At 61.6% G+C, this 15,643-nt stretch carries 14 protein-coding genes; 12 read left to right on the top strand and 2 right to left on the bottom strand.

Features of this window, described 5'->3' with window-relative positions; all coding sequences use genetic code 11:
- Positions 1-97: 97 nt before the first annotated feature.
- Positions 98-556: a phosphohistidine phosphatase SixA gene (sixA, locus tag AC1RJW_RS28745; RefSeq protein ID WP_035817346.1), complete on the bottom strand. Its 459-nt coding sequence runs from the start codon at positions 554-556 to the stop codon at positions 98-100.
- Between the two features lie 34 nt (positions 557-590).
- Positions 591-2,684: a polyphosphate kinase 1 gene (gene ppk1 / locus AC1RJW_RS28740; protein WP_493047948.1), complete on the bottom strand. Its 2,094-nt coding sequence runs from the start codon at positions 2,682-2,684 to the stop codon at positions 591-593.
- Between the two features lie 271 nt (positions 2,685-2,955).
- Here ppk1 and pstS point away from each other — a divergent pair, with 271 nt between their 5' ends.
- From pstS to AC1RJW_RS28680, 12 genes are all read left to right on the top strand, one after another.
- Positions 2,956-4,005 (top strand): phosphate ABC transporter substrate-binding protein PstS, encoded by a 1,050-nt coding sequence (gene pstS, locus AC1RJW_RS28735; RefSeq protein ID WP_077402145.1) that lies wholly within the window; start codon positions 2,956-2,958, stop codon positions 4,003-4,005.
- 344 nt (positions 4,006-4,349) lie between these two features.
- Entirely contained in the window at positions 4,350-5,321 is a 972-nt protein-coding gene (pstC, locus tag AC1RJW_RS28730) for a phosphate ABC transporter permease subunit PstC (protein ID WP_227742171.1), read from the top strand.
- Positions 5,318-6,214, top strand: a complete 897-nt coding sequence (pstA, locus tag AC1RJW_RS28725) for a phosphate ABC transporter permease PstA (RefSeq protein ID WP_493047947.1) — start codon at positions 5,318-5,320, stop codon at positions 6,212-6,214. The genes pstC and pstA overlap by 4 nt, the downstream gene beginning before the upstream one ends.
- A 38-nt stretch (positions 6,215-6,252) precedes the next feature.
- The gene (pstB, locus tag AC1RJW_RS28720; protein WP_373631409.1) at positions 6,253-7,035 is read left to right on the top strand and encodes a phosphate ABC transporter ATP-binding protein PstB; all 783 of its coding nucleotides are present in this window, start codon (positions 6,253-6,255) and stop codon (positions 7,033-7,035) included.
- 48 nt (positions 7,036-7,083) lie between these two features.
- A complete protein-coding gene (phoU, locus tag AC1RJW_RS28715; protein WP_070218051.1) occupies positions 7,084-7,794 on the top strand; it encodes a phosphate signaling complex protein PhoU in 711 nt (236 codons plus the stop codon).
- Between the two features lie 5 nt (positions 7,795-7,799).
- A complete protein-coding gene (locus tag AC1RJW_RS28710; protein ID WP_034755074.1) occupies positions 7,800-8,489 on the top strand; it encodes a response regulator in 690 nt (229 codons plus the stop codon).
- 11 nt (positions 8,490-8,500) lie between these two features.
- Entirely contained in the window at positions 8,501-9,817 is a 1,317-nt protein-coding gene (gene phoR, locus AC1RJW_RS28705; protein WP_070218053.1) for a phosphate regulon sensor histidine kinase PhoR, read from the top strand.
- Between the two features lie 74 nt (positions 9,818-9,891).
- On the top strand, positions 9,892-11,088 hold the full coding sequence (gene senA, locus AC1RJW_RS28700; RefSeq protein WP_493047946.1) for a selenoneine synthase SenA: 1,197 nt from the start codon (positions 9,892-9,894) through the stop codon (positions 11,086-11,088).
- Positions 11,089-11,121: 33 nt separating this feature from the next.
- Positions 11,122-13,062: a UvrD-helicase domain-containing protein gene (locus AC1RJW_RS28695; RefSeq protein WP_493047945.1), complete on the top strand. Its 1,941-nt coding sequence runs from the start codon at positions 11,122-11,124 to the stop codon at positions 13,060-13,062.
- A gap of 94 nt (positions 13,063-13,156) precedes the next feature.
- Positions 13,157-14,071, top strand: coding sequence for an NAD-dependent epimerase/dehydratase family protein (locus AC1RJW_RS28690; RefSeq protein WP_493047967.1), 915 nt, complete (start codon positions 13,157-13,159; stop codon positions 14,069-14,071).
- Between the two features lie 383 nt (positions 14,072-14,454).
- A complete protein-coding gene (locus tag AC1RJW_RS28685; protein WP_493047944.1) occupies positions 14,455-14,838 on the top strand; it encodes a LiaF transmembrane domain-containing protein in 384 nt (127 codons plus the stop codon).
- Positions 14,828-15,643, top strand: coding sequence for a LiaI-LiaF-like domain-containing protein (locus AC1RJW_RS28680; protein ID WP_493047943.1), 816 nt, complete (start codon positions 14,828-14,830; stop codon positions 15,641-15,643). Before AC1RJW_RS28685 ends, AC1RJW_RS28680 begins: the two co-directional genes overlap by 11 nt.

Genomic DNA, 15,643 nt, shown 5'->3' with positions numbered 1-15,643 from the left:
ACGGCTTTTAAGTAGACGCTGATCGGGTCGCCAGGTTTGCGCTGCGGGACCCTGTCCATCCTGCGCTGGCCTTGCGCATTTCCCTGTGTGACTACTTTCATTTCACCACCAGATCATGCGCCATCACGGCTTTTAAGTAGACGCTGATCGGGTCGCCAGGTTCGCGCTGCGAGAACCACCACGCGCTGGCCTTGCGCATTTCCCATTCCTGCTCTTCGCCCGTCAGCAGCAGGGCGGCCGCCTGGCCCAGGGTGGGCTGGTGGCCGACGATGAGCACGGTTTCCTTGCCGCCGGGCCAGTTGGCTGCCTTCAGGATGTCTTCCGCCTCGGCGCCGGGGGCCAGTTCCGGCATCAGCTTGAACTTGCGCCCCAGCGCTTCCGCCGTTTGCAGGGTGCGCAGGGCGGGGCTGACGAGGATACGGCAATTTTCCGGTAGTTGCGAGGCCAGCCATTCCCCCATGCGGCGCGCCTGTTTCTGGCCTTTGACGGTCAGGGCGCGTTCGAGGTCGGGGACGCCCGGCTCGGCTTCTGCGTGTCGCCACAAGATGAGGTCCATGCTGTGCTCCTCTGTGTTGAAAGTCGAAAGCTGTCTATTCGCCGACCTCCGCGCCCGGCGTGCCCAGTGTGTGCATCAGGTATTGCTGGGCGCTGAACGGCGTTTGCTTGCCGCGCGGCTTGCGGCGCGCGTAATGGCCCGTCGGTTCCAGTTCCCATGCATTGGTATTATCCTTCAAATACGGATTCAGGCCCTCGGCGATCACGCGCCGTTTCAGCGCCCGGTCCAGCACGGGGAAGGCCACTTCCACCCTGCGGAACAGGTTGCGGCTCATCCAGTCGGCGCTGGCCAGGTAGACATCGTGCGCCAGATCATTGCGGAAGTAGTAAATGCGGCTATGCTCGAGGAAACGCCCGATCACGGAGCGCACCTTGATGTTTTCCGATAATCCCGGCACGCCCGGCTTCAGGGTGCAGGCGCCGCGCACGATCAGGTCGATCTTCACGCCGTCGGTCGAGGCCGCATACAGGGCGCGGATCACGGATTCATCGACCAGCGCGTTGACTTTCACGATGATGCGCCCGCGCCGGCCCGCACGGGCGATCTTCGCCTCGTTGCGGATGGCCTTGATGATTTCGCTTTGCAGGCCGAACGGCGCCAGCCACAAGTGGTTCAGGTTGTGCGGCTTGGTCAGGCTGGTCAGGTGGATGAACACCTCATTGACTTCCACGGCCAGGTCCTGGTTCGCCGTCAGCAAGCCAAAATCCGTGTACAGCTTGGTGGTCGTGGGGTGGTAGTTGCCGGTGCCCAAGTGGGCGTAGAAGCGCAGCGCGCCTTCTTCGCGGCGGATGACGAGCGCCACCTTGGCATGGGTTTTCAGCCCCACCACGCCGTACACCACCTGTGCGCCCGCCTGCTCCAGCTTGTCGGCCCAGTTGATATTGGCTTCCTCGTCGAAGCGCGCCATCAATTCCACGATGACGGTTACTTCCTTGCCCATCTTCGCCGCCGTGATCAAGGATTCCATCAGGTCCGAGTTCATGCCCGTGCGGTAGATGGTCTGCTTGATGGCGACGACGGACGGGTCGTAGGCGGCGCTGCGGATGAAGTCGATCACCGTCTGGAACGACTGGTAGGGGTGGTGCAGTAGGATGTCGTGCTTGGTCAGCGCGGCAAAGATGTCGTTGCCGATGGCTTTATGGGCCAGGCCCGGGAAGAACGGCGGGAAGCGCAGTTCGGGCTGCTTGACGTGGTCGATCATTTCCGACAGGCGCACCAGGTTGACGGGGCCGTTGACGCGGTAGAGCCGGCTTTGATCCAGATTAAACTGGTCGAGCAGGAACTGTGACAATTCTGGCGGGCAATTGCGCGCCACTTCCAGGCGCACGGAGGTGCCGAACTGGCGCCCCACGAGTTCGCCTTTTAACGCCTGACGCAGATTCTTGACTTCGTCCTCGTCCACCCACAGGTCGCTGTCGCGCGTGACGCGAAATTGCGAATAGGCAATGACTTCGCGTCCGGCGAACAAATCCGAGATATGCGCATGGATCACGGACGACAATAAACAGAAGGATACGCCGTCGCCGGAAATGTCGTCCGGCAGCTTGATAACGCGCGGCAAGACACGGGGCGCCTTGACGATGGCGATGGCCGTGCCGCGGCCGAACGCATCCTTGCCGCTCAGCGAGACGATGAAATTGAGACTTTTATTCACCACTTGCGGGAACGGGTGGGCCGGGTCCAGGCCGATAGGGGTCAGCAGGGGGCGCACTTCGCGGTCGAAATACTGCTTGACCCAGGCGCGCTGCGCATCGTTGCGGTCGTTGTCGCGCAGCAAGTGCACGCCCGCTTCGCGCAGGGCCGGCAAGACTTCGCTATTTAATATCTCGTACTGGCGTTCCACCAGCGCATGGCATTCCTTGCCGATGCGCTCCAGGTTGGCCGCCAGGGCAGGGTGGCCGGCCAGCGAACCGCCGATGCTGCCGGCCGCCAGCAGGCTGGCCACGCGCACTTCGAAGAACTCATCCATGTTGCTGCTGACGATGCACAGGTAGCGCAGGCGCTCGAGCAGCGGAATGTTCGGGTCTTCCGCCTGGGCCATCACGCGCCGGTTGAAAGTCAGTTGCGACAGTTCGCGGTCAAGCAGGATGCCCGATTTGGTCACTTCCGTGTGCAGTTCAGGTTTCATATTCTTTTGTCTTTGCAGATAGTTAATTCTAGCCGTATTTCATCATGTATGACGCGTTGTGAGTGTAATCATGAAATATGACGTAAGCGTGACATAAGCTGTCATAAAGCGTCGCCTGTCCTGTCATTTTTCGCGCCAAAAAGGGCGACTCCCCGGGCGTAGCCAATTATTTCAGGATTTTTTACCCATGTCATAAAGCTGTCATATTCGCTTGCTAGACTGCGCAGCATTCAACCGGGACTTTGAGCCCTAACAACCCTGAGGACTTGATATGCAAATGAAGCAAATGTTCAAATTTATCGTCGTGGGTGCTTCGGCAGCGATGGCATTTTCCTCCGCTTCCGTCATGGCGGCAGATATGACAGGTGCTGGTGCAACCTTCCCGTACCCGATCTACGCCAAATGGGCTGAGACGTACAAAGCCAACACGGGCAACGGCCTGAACTACCAGTCCGTCGGTTCCGGCGCTGGCATCAAGCAAATCAAGGCCAAGACTGTTGAATTCGGCGCTTCGGACATGCCTTTGAAGGCGGAAGAGCTGGAAGAAGCGGGCCTGATGCAGTTCCCGGCCATCATGGGCGGCGTGGTCACCATCGTCAACCTCGACGGCGTGACCCCAGGCCAGCTGAAAATGACGGGCAAGGTCGTTGGCGACATCTACCTGGGCAAGATCACCAAGTGGAGCGCTCCCGAGATCGCCGCACTGAACACGGGCGTCAAGCTGCCGGACACGGAAATCACCGTAGTGCACCGCGCCGACGGTTCGGGCACGTCGTTCCTGTTCACCGACTTCCTGTCGAAAACCAACCCGGAATTCAAATCGAAAATCGGCGCTGGCTCGGCTGTGAAATGGGCCGTCGGCGTGGGCGGCAAGGGTAACGAAGGCGTGGCAGCAAACGTCCAGCGTATCAAGGGTTCGATCGGCTACGTCGAGTGGGCTTACGCCAAGAAAAACAAGATGTCGCACACCCAGCTGCAAAACAAGGACGGCAACTTCCTGCAGCCTGACGACGAAAACTTCAAGGCGGCAGCCGCTTCGGCACCCTGGACGCAAACCCCAGGCTTCGGCGTGGTTCTGACCGACCAGGCTGGCAAGAACAGCTGGCCTATCACCGGCGTGTCGTTCATCCTGATGCACAAAGTCCAGGCTGACGCAGCCAAGGCCAAGGAAGTCCTGAAATTCTTCGACTGGGCCTACAAGAACGGCGGCCCTGCTGCCGTCGAACTGGACTACGTGCCAATGCCGGCATCGGTCGTGAAACTGGTGCAGGAATCGTGGAAAGCCAACCTGAAAGATGCATCGGGCAAGTCGATCTACTAATCGCATAGCCTGAGTCATTCATCCTTGCCCCGCCGGCAGCATGGCGGGGCAGGGAGTTAGCCAGGACCGCCCGCAAGCCCTTGCAGACGGTCCTGGCTAAAAGAATAAAAGTAGCTGAAAGAATAAAAGCAACGACGCCTGACAAAACCGTAGCGAGCGGAAGGGAGTTGCGGTCGAGAAGCGCAACTGTACGAAGGTACAGTGAGCATCGCAGGCCGTAAATCCCGACGCGCAGTAGGTTTTGACAGGCGTATTAAAACAGCAGCACCGGCAGTACCACCCACATCTGGCACAATATGAGCGCACAATCTACCTCCTCCACGATCCCCATGCCAGGCGGCACCATGACCGATTCCATCAGTCACGCGCAAATGCTTTCCACCATGCGCAAGCAGCGCTTCCAGGATTTCATGTTCCACAAGGTGACGATGCTGTTCGCCCTGTCGGTGCTGATCGTCCTGGTCGGCATCATCATTTCGCTGATCATGGAATCGATACCGGCCTTCAAGACCTTCGGCCTGCATTTCATCGTGTCCGCGGAATGGGATCCCGTCAATGACCAGTACGGCGCCCTGATCCCCATCATCGGCACCCTGGTGACGTCCGTCATCGCCTTGCTGATCGCCTTCCCCGTCAGCTTCGGCATCGCCCTGTTCCTCACGGAAATCTGCCCGGCCTGGCTGCGCCGCCCGCTGGGCACGGCTGTCGAGCTGCTGGCCGGCGTGCCATCGATCATCTACGGCATCTGGGGCCTGTTCGTCTTCGCGCCCCTGTTCGCCGACCACGTCCAGCCCCTGCTGAAAGCCACCCTGGGCAACGTGCCCGTCATCGGCCAGCTGTTCAGCGGTCCCATGATGGGCATCGGCTTGCTGACGGCAGGCCTGGTGCTGGCCATCATGATCATTCCCTTCATCGCTTCCGTGATGCGCGACGTGTTTGAAATCGTCCCTGCCGTGCTGAAGGAATCCGCCTACGGCCTGGGCTGCACGCGCTGGGAAGTGGTGCGCAAGATCGTCTTGCCATACACCAAGACCGGCGTCGTCGGCGGCGTCATGCTGGGCCTGGGCCGCGCGCTGGGCGAAACCATGGCCGTGACCTTCGTCATCGGCAACGCGAATAAGCTGTCGTGGTCGCTGTTTGCCGCCGGTAACAGCATCACCTCCCTGCTGGCGAACGAATTCGGCGAAGCGCAATCGGCGCTGCACGTGTCCTCGCTGTTCTCGCTGGCCCTGATCCTGTTTGTCATCACCTTTATCGTCTTATCCGCCGCCAAGCTGATGCTGGCTGGCATGTCCCGCAAGGAAGGCACGAAATGAGCCAGCTCAGCCAAGTTAGCACCCACGACGTTCCGGCCAAGCCGGCCATGAACCCCGTCTACCGCAAGCGTTTGCTGATGCACCGCGTCGGCATCGCCCTGTCGGTGGCCGCCATGGCCCTGGGCCTGGCCGTGCTCGTGTGGATTTTGTTTACCCTGGTGATCAAGGGTTTCGGCGCGCTGTCCATCGACCTGTTCACGCAAACGACGCCGGCTCCCGGCAGCGAAGGCGGCGGTCTGATCAATGCCATCGTCGGCAGCGCCCTGATGGTGGGCCTGGCGACTGTCGTCAGCACCCCGATCGGCATCCTGGCCGGCATCTACCTGGCCGAATACGGCGAAGAAAACAAGCTGGCGCAAGTGACGCGTTTTGTGACCGACATCATGCTGTCGGCGCCATCGATCGTCATCGGCCTGTTCGTGTATGCGCTGTACGTGGCGCACGTGAAACACTTCTCCGGTTACGCCGGTGCCATCGCCCTGTCGCTGATTGCCGTGCCCGTGGTGGTGCGTACGACGGACAATATGCTGCGCCTGGTGCCGAACAGCCTGCTGGAAGCCGCGTTTGCCCTCGGTGCGCCGCGCTGGAAGGTCGCCACCCTGGTGCGCTTGCGCGCCGTCAAGGCTGGCGTCATCACCGGTGTTCTGCTGGCATTGGCCCGCATCGCCGGCGAAACGGCACCGCTGCTGTTCACGGCCCTGAATAACCAGTTCCAAAGCTTCAACATGAATGCGCCGATGGCCAACTTGCCGTCCGTCATCGCATCGTTTGCGATGAGCCCGTACGACAACTGGCGCTCGCTGGCCTGGGGCGGTGCATTGCTGATCACCTTCAGCGTGCTGGCCCTGAATATCCTGTCGCGCACCGTGTTCAGCCAAAAAGTCCCACATTAAACAGATACCGAGCGAAGCGAACCCATATGAATACGCAAATGAATCCAGCCCAAGACCTGGCACCAAAGAAGAAAACCATCGAGATTTCGGGCCTGAACTTTTTTTACGGCAAAACGCAAAGCTTGCATAACGTCAACCTGGATATCCACGAGAAGAAGGTTACCGCCTTCATCGGTCCGTCCGGTTGCGGAAAATCAACCCTGCTGCGCACCCTGAACCGCATGTATGACCTGTATCCGGGCCAGCGCGCGGAAGGTTCCATCCTGTACCGCGGCCGCAACGTGCTCGACGCCGACCAGGACGTCAACATGCTGCGTGCCAAGGTCGGCATGGTGTTCCAGAAGCCGACGCCGTTCCCCATGTCCGTGTACGACAACATCGCCTTCGGCGTGCGCCTGTATGAAGATCTGTCGAAGGGCGAGATGGACGAGCGCGTCGAGTGGGCCCTGAAAAAGGCCGCGTTGTGGGGTGAAGTCAAGGACAAGCTGACCAAGAGCGGCCTGTCGCTGTCGGGCGGCCAGCAGCAGCGCCTGTGCATCGCGCGCGGCGTGGCCGTCAAGCCGGACGTGCTGCTGCTCGATGAACCGACCTCGGCGCTGGACCCGATCTCGACCTCGAAGGTGGAAGAACTGATCAGCGAACTGAAACAGGATTACACGATCGCCATCGTGACGCACAATATGCAGCAGGCGGCGCGCTGCTCCGACTACACGGCGTACATGTATCTGGGCGAGCTGGTGGAATTTGGCGAAACGGACCAGATCTTCATGAATCCGGCCCGCAAGGAAACGCAGGATTACATCACGGGCCGCTTCGGCTGATCCGCCGCGCATCGCTATATACAAGACAACTGAATACGGAGAGACAGCATGATAGGCGAACATTCATCCAAGCAATACGACAACGAACTCGAAGCGATCCGCTCGAAAGTGCTGCTGATGGGCGGCATCGTTGAAACCCAGTTCCTCGACGCGATGACGTGCTTTCGCATCGGCAATCCGGAACGCGCCGACCGCGTGATGCGCGAAGACGACGTCGTCAACCAGCTGGAAGTGTCGCTGGACGACGCCTGCAGCCATCTGATCGTGCGCCGCCAGCCGGCCGCCAACGATTTGCGCACCATCATGGCCACCATCAAGGTGATTACCGACCTCGAGCGCGTAGGCGACGAGGCGACCAAGATCGCCCGCGTGGCGAAGAACTTGCACAAGCGGGGCAACGCCGTCGTCAACCATTACGAGATGGTGCGCGGCATTGCCAACACGGCCACGGACATGCTGCACGATGCGCTTGACGCATTCGCGCGCAACGATGGCAAGCAGGCATTACAATTAATTGCACAAGATGCCATCATCGACCATGAGTTTCGGTCTATCATGCGCAACTTGATCACCTTTATGATGGAAGACCCGCGCACGATTTCGGCAGCGCTCGATACCCTGTGGGTGGCCAAGGCCATCGAACGGATCGGCGACCATGCGAAAAACATCGCCGAATACGTGATTTACGTGGTTGAAGGCAAGGACATCCGCCACACCAAGGTGGCTGCTCCCGCCATTTCCGAGGAGCTCCCTGAGTAAGCTTTATGGCATCTGATAAAACCACGGTATTGATTGTTGAAGATGAGCCGGCCATCGTTGAACTGGTGACCTATTCGCTGCGCGAATCCGGCTGGAATTGCTGTTCCGTACAAAACGTTGCCGATGCCTGGGAATTCATCCAGCACCGCACGCCGCATCTGATCCTGCTGGACTGGATGCTGCCGGACCAGACGGGCTTGCGCCTGCTGTCGCGTATCCGCGCCGACCGCAATTTCGCCGCCATCCCCGTCATCATGCTCACCGCCAAGAGCATGGAAGAAGACAAGCTGGCCGGCCTGAACAGCGGGGCCGACGATTACGTCACCAAGCCGTTCTCGCCGCGCGAGCTGCTGGCCCGCGCCAAGGCCTTGTTGCGGCGCAAGAGTCCGGAACACGCGCAGGCGCCCATGCGCGCCGGCAACGTGGCCCTGGACCCCGTCAGTTGCACCGTCATGATGGATGAACAGAAGATCGATATCGGCCATGCCGAATACAAGCTGCTGAAATTCCTGCTGGCCCATCCGGAGCGCGTATTTTCGCGCAGCCAGCTGCTCGATAAGGTGTGGGGCGACCATGTGGTGATCGAGGAACGCACGGTCGATGTCCACGTATTGCGCTTGCGCAAAGCCTTGAAAGAGGCGGAAAGCCTGATCAAGACCGTGCGCAGCGTCGGCTACATGTTGTCTGAAAAGTAAAGCCTCACTCTATGAATCCGAAATTGCTGTTCTGGGTACCGGCCGCCTTGCGCATGGTGCTGGCGCTGCTGGGCGTGGCCGTCGTCTGGTATCTGTTTGGCGCCACGTATGCGCTGGGCATCGCCTTCGTGCTGATGGCCATGATGGTGTTCGTGCAGCTGTCGTATCTGTTCCAGCTGAGTAACTGGCTGGACAATCCGCAAAGCGCCAAGCTGCCCGACGGCTGGGGCGCCTGGACCAGCATCTTCGCGCGCCTGTACCGCATGCGCCGCGACGACGAGAAAAACCAGGCCGAGCTGACGGAATGGCTGGCGCGTTTCCGCCAGGCCATGCACCTGCTGCCCGACGGCGTCGTCATCATGGATGACGTGCTGTTCCTCGAATGGTGCAATCCTGCCGCCGAGAAACACCTGGGCCTCACGCACGAGCGCGACAAGGGCATGCGCGTGACGAATTTGATCCGCAGCCCCGAGTTCATGGATTACATCATCCTGGGCCGCTACGACCAGCCGCTGACGATCACCTTCCGCAACCGCAAGCTGATCGTGCAGATCATCCCGTTTGAAAACCGCCGCCAGATCCTCGTCACGCACGATGTGACGGAGACGGAACGCATCGAAATGATGCGCCGCGACTTCATCGCCAACGCCTCGCACGAACTGCGCACGCCGCTGACGGTCATCGTCGGCTTCCTGGAAATCGCTTCCGCCGAGCTGGACCTGGACGCCGCCACGCGCGCCGCCCACCTCAAGCTGATGACGGAGCAGGGCCACCGCATGCAGCATCTGATCGAGGACATGCTGACCCTGTCGCGCCTGGAATCGGTCGATTATCCGCTGCGCCCCGAGCCCGTGGACATCAAAAAGCTCATGCAGCAAGTCTTGCGCGACGCCAAGGGTTTGTCGGCTGGCAAGCATGAAGTGACCATGGAGTGCGACGGTCCCGACGTGCTGGGCAGCTATGACGAGCTGTACAGCGCCTTCGGCAACCTGGCCTCGAACGCCGTGCGCTACACGCCGGCGGGCGGCACCATCACCCTGCGCTGGCAGGATGGCCCGGCCGGACCGCAATTCATCGCGCAAGATACGGGCATCGGCATCAGTCAGGAACATATTTCGCGCCTGACGGAACGTTTCTACCGCGTCGACAAGAGCCGCTCGCGCGAAACGCAGGGCACGGGGCTGGGCCTGGCCATCGTCAAGCACGTGCTGCTGCGCCACGGTGGGACGTTGGCGATCCAGTCCGTGGCCGACAAGGGCAGCAGTTTTATCGTCAGCATGCCCAAATCCGTCGTCACGCCGCTGCAGGGCGAGTTGCTGGTCAAGTAGGCCGGGGAGGGGACTTCCCTTCCTGTTTCCTGTGCGACTAGTGCAAGGTTGGCATAAGTCGTTACAATCTGGCTATGACTTTAATCAACGCCTCTTTTCGCCATGCCGGCGCGCAGCAACTGGCCCAGTCGCTGCAGGCCGCGCGCCAGGACACCCTTTCCCTGTTCGATTGTTACGTCACTGCCGGCCTGGACGTGGTGGCGGGCTTGCCCCGTCATCCGCGCCTCAATCCGCCTTTATGGCAACTGGCGCAGATCGCCTGGTTTGCCGAGTGGTTCATCCTGCGCGAAGCGGCCTCCAGCCATCCGGCCGATGCCATTTATAACTCCTTGCTGACGCGCGGTGACGACTTGTTCGACGCCAACATGGTGCAGCACCGCGCGCGCTGGAAGCTGGAGCTGCCCAGCCCCGGTGCCGTCAAAACGTATTGCCGCGAAGTGCTCGACAGGGTTCTCGACAAACTCTCGCGCGAAGCCAATGTCGACAGCGCCCTGGCGCCGTACCGGCTGGCCCTGGCGCATGAAGACATGTGCGGCGAGGAAATGCTGGCCGGTTTGCAATGGCTGGGCCTGGAAGCTCCGGAATCCCTCGCCGCCAGCCCGGCCTTGCCGCCCGGGGCGGGGCAGATCGCGTTTCCTGGCGGCACCATCGCACTGGGCTCGCCGCGCGGTGCCGGTTTTGCCTTCGACAATGAATCGCCGCCCCATCGCTGCTACGTGCCGCCGTTTTCCATCGATGCTTGCGCCGTATCAAACGCCCAGTTTGCCGATTTTGTCGCCGATGGCGGTTACCAGAACCGCCAGTTCTGGAGCGCGGCCGGCAGCGCCTGGCTGATGCAGCAGGAGCGCTCGTCGCCCCTGTACTGGCTGCGCGAAGCGACGCAGTGGCGCACCATGCGCTTCGGCCAGCGCACGACCTTGCCGCCGAATGAAGCCGTGCGCCACATCAATCTGTATGAAGCGCAGGCGTATTGCGCCTGGGCGGGGCGCCGCCTGGCGACCGAGGCGGAATGGGAGTATGCTGCGCTGTCCGGCCACCCGCGTTTTCACTGGGGCCAGGTATGGGAGTGGACGGCGACGCCGTTCGAGCCGTATCCGGGCTTTGCGGTGGATGCCTGGCGCGAATATTCGGCGCCATACTTCATGCAGCACCAGGTGCTGCGCGGCGCCGCCTTCGCCACGCCGCCGCGCCTGCATTCGGCCCGCATGCGCGCCTTCCATGCGCCCGAACGGGGCGACATCTTTGCCGGGCTGCGCACCTGCGCCTGGTAGCGCACCGAGAACAGACATCATTTCAGGATACCCTTGAGTACAGATAACGCCCCGCAGTTCATTCCCAAACGCATCACGCCCACGCCGGAGCAGGTCGCCATCCAGACGGCGCAAAAGAAAGTGGTCTTGATCGACGCCAATGCCGGCGCGGCCAAGACGACGACCCTGGCCCTGCGCCTGGCTGAAGCCTTGCACCGGGGCCGCGCGCCCGAACGCATGCTGGCCCTCGTCTTCACGGAAGCGGCGCGCGTGGCCCTGCGCCAGCGCCTGCTGGAAGTGGGCGTGCCGCTGGGCGTCGTCAAGCGCCTGACCGTCGATACCTTCGACGCCTTTGCCGCCAAGGTGCTGTTGCAGCTGGAAAACATGCAAGTAGCAATCATGCGCAGCGATGAAGAGCTGCGCCCGGTGGCCTGGGAAGCGCTGGAAGTGGTCTCCGAGAAATACGCTCACCGCTATCCGCTGGAAATCAACACGACGAACGGCGCCATCGCCGAATTCCTGAAATTGCAGTTGCGCACCAAAGCGCGCCTGGATTTCCAGAATCCTGACTTCGAGAGCAATTCCCTCGACGACAACCTGGAGCTGCTGGGCATGTCGCGCACGCATTATCTGTGGCTGCGCGAATACGAAGGCTTGCGCGGCGCCGACACGGGCGATATCCAGTTCCGCGCCCCATTCGACGCCACCTACGACCTGGTGCGCATGCTCGACGGCGACGAGCCGCTGCGCCAGCAATTGCCGGCCTTCCAGATCATCGTGGCCGATGAATTGCACGACTTGAACGAAGCGTCGTTCCGCCTGCTGACCATGCTGATACGCCGCGGCAACGCGTTTTTCTGCGGCGCCGGCGACAAGGATCAAGTCATCTACACGTGGTCGGGCGCCGACCACCGCTTCCTGCGCCAGCGCTTCGAGCAGGAATTCCCCGCCTTGCAGCGCCTGCCGTTGACGGCGTCCTACCGCTACGGCCCGCAGCTGGCGCAGGCCGTGGGCGTGCTGAAGAACAAGGCCAGCGTGTCGGCCCTGTCGCGCGCCACCCACATCGAACTGCTCGAATATGACCATGCGCAGCCGCAGGCGTGCAGCGCCCAGCTGATCGCCGCGCTCGAACACGCGCATGCGGGCACGACGGCCATCTTGCTGCGCGACCGCGACCAGGCCATCCGCGTGGAAACCGCGTTGTTCCAGAGCGGCATCGCGTATGGCCTGGTGGACATGAACAGCTATCTGCTGAGCCTGGAAGTGCTGATGCTGCGCGGCATGGTCGCCATCGCCCGCAAGGATTTGCACGCGATCAAGAGCGGCACGCGCCGCGGCGAAATCCTCGAAGCCCTGGTGGCCTTCGCGGAAATCCCTTTTACGCGCACGGAATTGCTGCAAGCCAAGGCCGACGTGGCCAATTATCCCGACCTGCTGGAAGGCTTCTTGACGAACCAGCTGGCCAAGTCGCACAACCAGGACAAGGCGGCGCTGACCCTGGCCGCCGTCGATTACCTGCGCGCATTGCCAGCGGACGCCCCGGCCGGCGACGCGCTGCAGCACATTTTCGGCCTGATGCAGCTGGAACAGACGGCGCGCCGCATCTATGTCGACCCGGCCCAGGCACGGGTCGTCGCCCGCTCCCTGCACGGCTTCATTGCCGTGTGCCGCGAAGCGGGCGTGGCGCTGGGCGGCTTTGCCGGCTGGCTGGGCGAGATGGAAGAGGCCGTGACGGTCTCGACCGGCAAGGCCAAGCTGGTCATCGCCGGCATCGACCAGATCAAGGGCCTCGAATACAACCACGTGATCTTGCCCTACCTGGCCGTCGACGAATTCCCGCGCAGCAAGACCGATCCGCTGGAAGAGGAAAACCGTTTCTATGTGGCCGCCACGCGGGCGCGCGACCGGCTGACCTTGCTGACGCCGGAAGACCCCGCCTGGCGGAGCCGCTATATCGCCGCCCTGCAGCTCAAGATTGTTGCGTCCAAGTCATAGATCTTTTGCTGTGCGGCCGCTTTTTGCGAAAGACGAAAGCGGGCATACTTTGTTGCTGTGATTGATTGCAATCTGAACCAACAAAGGAGTAATGATGCGAATATTCTTGACCGGCGCGGCAGGTTTCATCGGCAGTTCCATCGCGGCGGGCCTCGTGCGCGCCGGCCATCAGGTCACGGGCCTCGTGCGCAAGCCGGAGCAGGTGGCCGAGCTGGCCGCCATCGGCGTGCAGGGCATCGTCGGCACCTTGAACGACCGCGAGCTGATCATCGAACAGGCGAAGGCGGCGGACGCCGTCATCAATGCTGCCAGCAGCGACCACCGGGGCGCCGTGGAAGCCATCATTGAGGCGCTGGCCGGCACGAACAAGGTGTTTCTGCACACCAGCGGCTCGTCCATCGTGGGCGACGCCTCGGGCGGCGAGGGCACGGAACAGATTTATTACGACGACAAGCTGCCGGCGCCCACGGCCGACAAGGCGGCACGGGTCGCCATCGATGAGCTGGTGCTGGCAAGCGCAGGCCAGGGCGTGCGCGCCAGCGTGCTGTGCAACACTTTGATCTACGGCCACGGCGCCTTGCCGCGCGACAGCGTGCAATTGCCCCGTTTGCTGAAACAGGCGCGCAAGAGCGGTATCGTGCGCCACGTGGGTCCGGGGCGCAATATCTGGTCGAACGTGCATATCGACGACGTCGTCAGCCTGTATCTGCTGGCGCTGGAAAAGTCGCCCGCCGGCACCTTTTACTTTGTCGAGTCGGGCGAGGCGGCTTTCCGCGACATGACGGCCGCCATCGCCCAGGCGCTTGACCTGGGGCCTGCACAGGACTGGCCGCTGCCCGAGGCGATTGCCGAATGGGGCTACGAGATGGCGTCGTATGGCCTCGGTTCCAACAGCCGCGTGCGTGGCGAACGGTCGCGCAAGCTGCTGGGCTGGCAGCCGCAGGGACCGTCCGTGCTGGCATGGATCGAGAATGACATGCTGCAGCCGCCGCACGCCACGGCTGCTTGATGCAGCTCAGCAAAACAGCATCTGTGTGCGCTAGCGAACGGTGCTTTAGCCCGATCGGGAGTATGATGGCTTTGCTTGGTTGAGACGCACTGCCGTGAAGTTGGCGGCATGTTCGATCTTCCAGCAGGTCAGCCGGTCGCCTCAAGGATCGGCACCAGATTTCTGCCGCCTGCGCGCTTGCGCCAGGTGGCTGTGCACTGCAACTCCAGGTCGCGGTGTGTACTGCGAACCCCTTCAAGGCCGGCGCTAGCCGGTCTTTTTTTTTGCCTGTCGCTCCCTCCGCCGCGCCATTCACCGCCACCTGTCCGCCATTCGCCGAAGCGCAGTTTTCGCGCGCCTGAAATCCGCGTATCTTTACGATCAATTAACTTCAAGGGGCGACCGTGAAACCTGAACCAGCCTATTACCGCCGTACCCAGCTGCTGTGGGGCGTGCTGCTGATCGCCATCGGCGCCGTCATCCTGCTGGACCGGCTCGATGTGATCTATCTCCATGATTACTATGCACTATGGCATTATTGGCCGGTGATACTGGTCGTCTTCGGCCTCAACAAGCTGGTCGCGCCCGTGTCCGCCAAGCAGGTACTGAGCGGTTTGTGGCTGATCTTTTTTGCCGCCTGGTGGTATGTGTCGTACGAAGAACTGTGGAACTTGAATTTCTACAATAGCTGGCCAGCCTTGCTGATCGCCTGGGGCGTGGGCCTCGTGCTGGAACCGCTGCTGAACAAACATTTTATTGCCTACCGGGAGTCCGAGCATGAAAAATAGACCGCCGCTGCATTCGCCATCGCAGATCGTGCTGGGCGTCATCGTCATCGGCCTGGGGCTGCTGTTCCTGCTCGATAACCTGGGCTTCATCAATGTGCGCTACACCTTCCGCTTCTGGCCCACCATCCTCATCATTTTCGGCTTGCTGAAAATATCGCAAAGCCATACCCGCTCCGGCTACATTCTCGGCGGCGTGATGGTCTTGCTGGGCTTGAGCTGGACCCTGAAAGCCATGGGCTTGTTGTATATCAATTGGAGCATGCTGTGGCCGCTGCTCATCATCGCCGCCGGCGTGGCCGTGGTATCGAAATCCTTGCCCGGCGGACAGCAGCGGCAGCGCCGCCGGCATTTTTCCGCGCAGCAAGGTGGCACTGCGGCGCCTGACGCCTTCGGCCAGCCCAGGAATGGCGCCGTTTCCCTCGACAAGGATGCCGCCGATGCCACTGCGGCGCCCGGCGCCAGCGGCCAGGCGGACGACGACAGCATCATCGAAGTGACGGCCATCCTGGGCGGCTACGTGCGGCGCGTGTCGTCGCAGCGCTTCAGGGGCGGCGATATCAACGTCATCATGGCCGGCTGCGAAATCGACTTGCGCCAGGCATCGATCGAGGGCGAAGCCGTGCTCAACGTGTTTGCCCTGTGCGGCGGCGTCACCATCAAGATTCCGCCCGACTGGAGCGTCGTGCTGCAAGGCACGCCCATCCTCGGCGGCTTCGAGGAAAAGACCATCGTGCCGCCGAACCAGAACAAGCGCCTGTACGTGACGGGCTACGCCATCATGGGCGGCCTGGAAATCCGCAACTAG

Source organism: Janthinobacterium sp. GW822-FHT07A03 (genome assembly GCF_058798815.1).
The sequence above is the reverse complement of the archived record's forward strand: the minus strand, read 5'-3'. Positions and strand labels throughout refer to the sequence as shown.

What these genes read in the sequence shown, in the direction of transcription:
- AC1RJW_RS28690 (WP_493047967.1), top strand. Translation starts at nt 13,157, where the DNA reads ATGCGAATATTCTTGACCGGCGCGGCAGGTTTCATCGGCAGTTCCATC.
- pstC (WP_227742171.1), top strand. Translation starts at nt 4,350, where the DNA reads ATGACCGATTCCATCAGTCACGCGCAAATGCTTTCCACCATGCGCAAG.
- AC1RJW_RS28680 (WP_493047943.1), top strand. Translation starts at nt 14,828, where the DNA reads ATGAAAAATAGACCGCCGCTGCATTCGCCATCGCAGATCGTGCTGGGC.
- senA (WP_493047946.1), top strand. Translation starts at nt 9,892, where the DNA reads ATGACTTTAATCAACGCCTCTTTTCGCCATGCCGGCGCGCAGCAACTG.
- ppk1 (WP_493047948.1), bottom strand. Translation starts at nt 2,684, where the DNA reads ATGAAACCTGAACTGCACACGGAAGTGACCAAATCGGGCATCCTGCTT.
- phoR (WP_070218053.1), top strand. Translation starts at nt 8,501, where the DNA reads ATGAATCCGAAATTGCTGTTCTGGGTACCGGCCGCCTTGCGCATGGTG.
- sixA (WP_035817346.1), bottom strand. Translation starts at nt 556, where the DNA reads ATGGACCTCATCTTGTGGCGACACGCAGAAGCCGAGCCGGGCGTCCCC.
- pstA (WP_493047947.1), top strand. Translation starts at nt 5,318, where the DNA reads ATGAGCCAGCTCAGCCAAGTTAGCACCCACGACGTTCCGGCCAAGCCG.
- phoU (WP_070218051.1), top strand. Translation starts at nt 7,084, where the DNA reads ATGATAGGCGAACATTCATCCAAGCAATACGACAACGAACTCGAAGCG.
- AC1RJW_RS28710 (WP_034755074.1), top strand. Translation starts at nt 7,800, where the DNA reads ATGGCATCTGATAAAACCACGGTATTGATTGTTGAAGATGAGCCGGCC.
- pstB (WP_373631409.1), top strand. Translation starts at nt 6,253, where the DNA reads ATGAATCCAGCCCAAGACCTGGCACCAAAGAAGAAAACCATCGAGATT.
- pstS (WP_077402145.1), top strand. Translation starts at nt 2,956, where the DNA reads ATGCAAATGAAGCAAATGTTCAAATTTATCGTCGTGGGTGCTTCGGCA.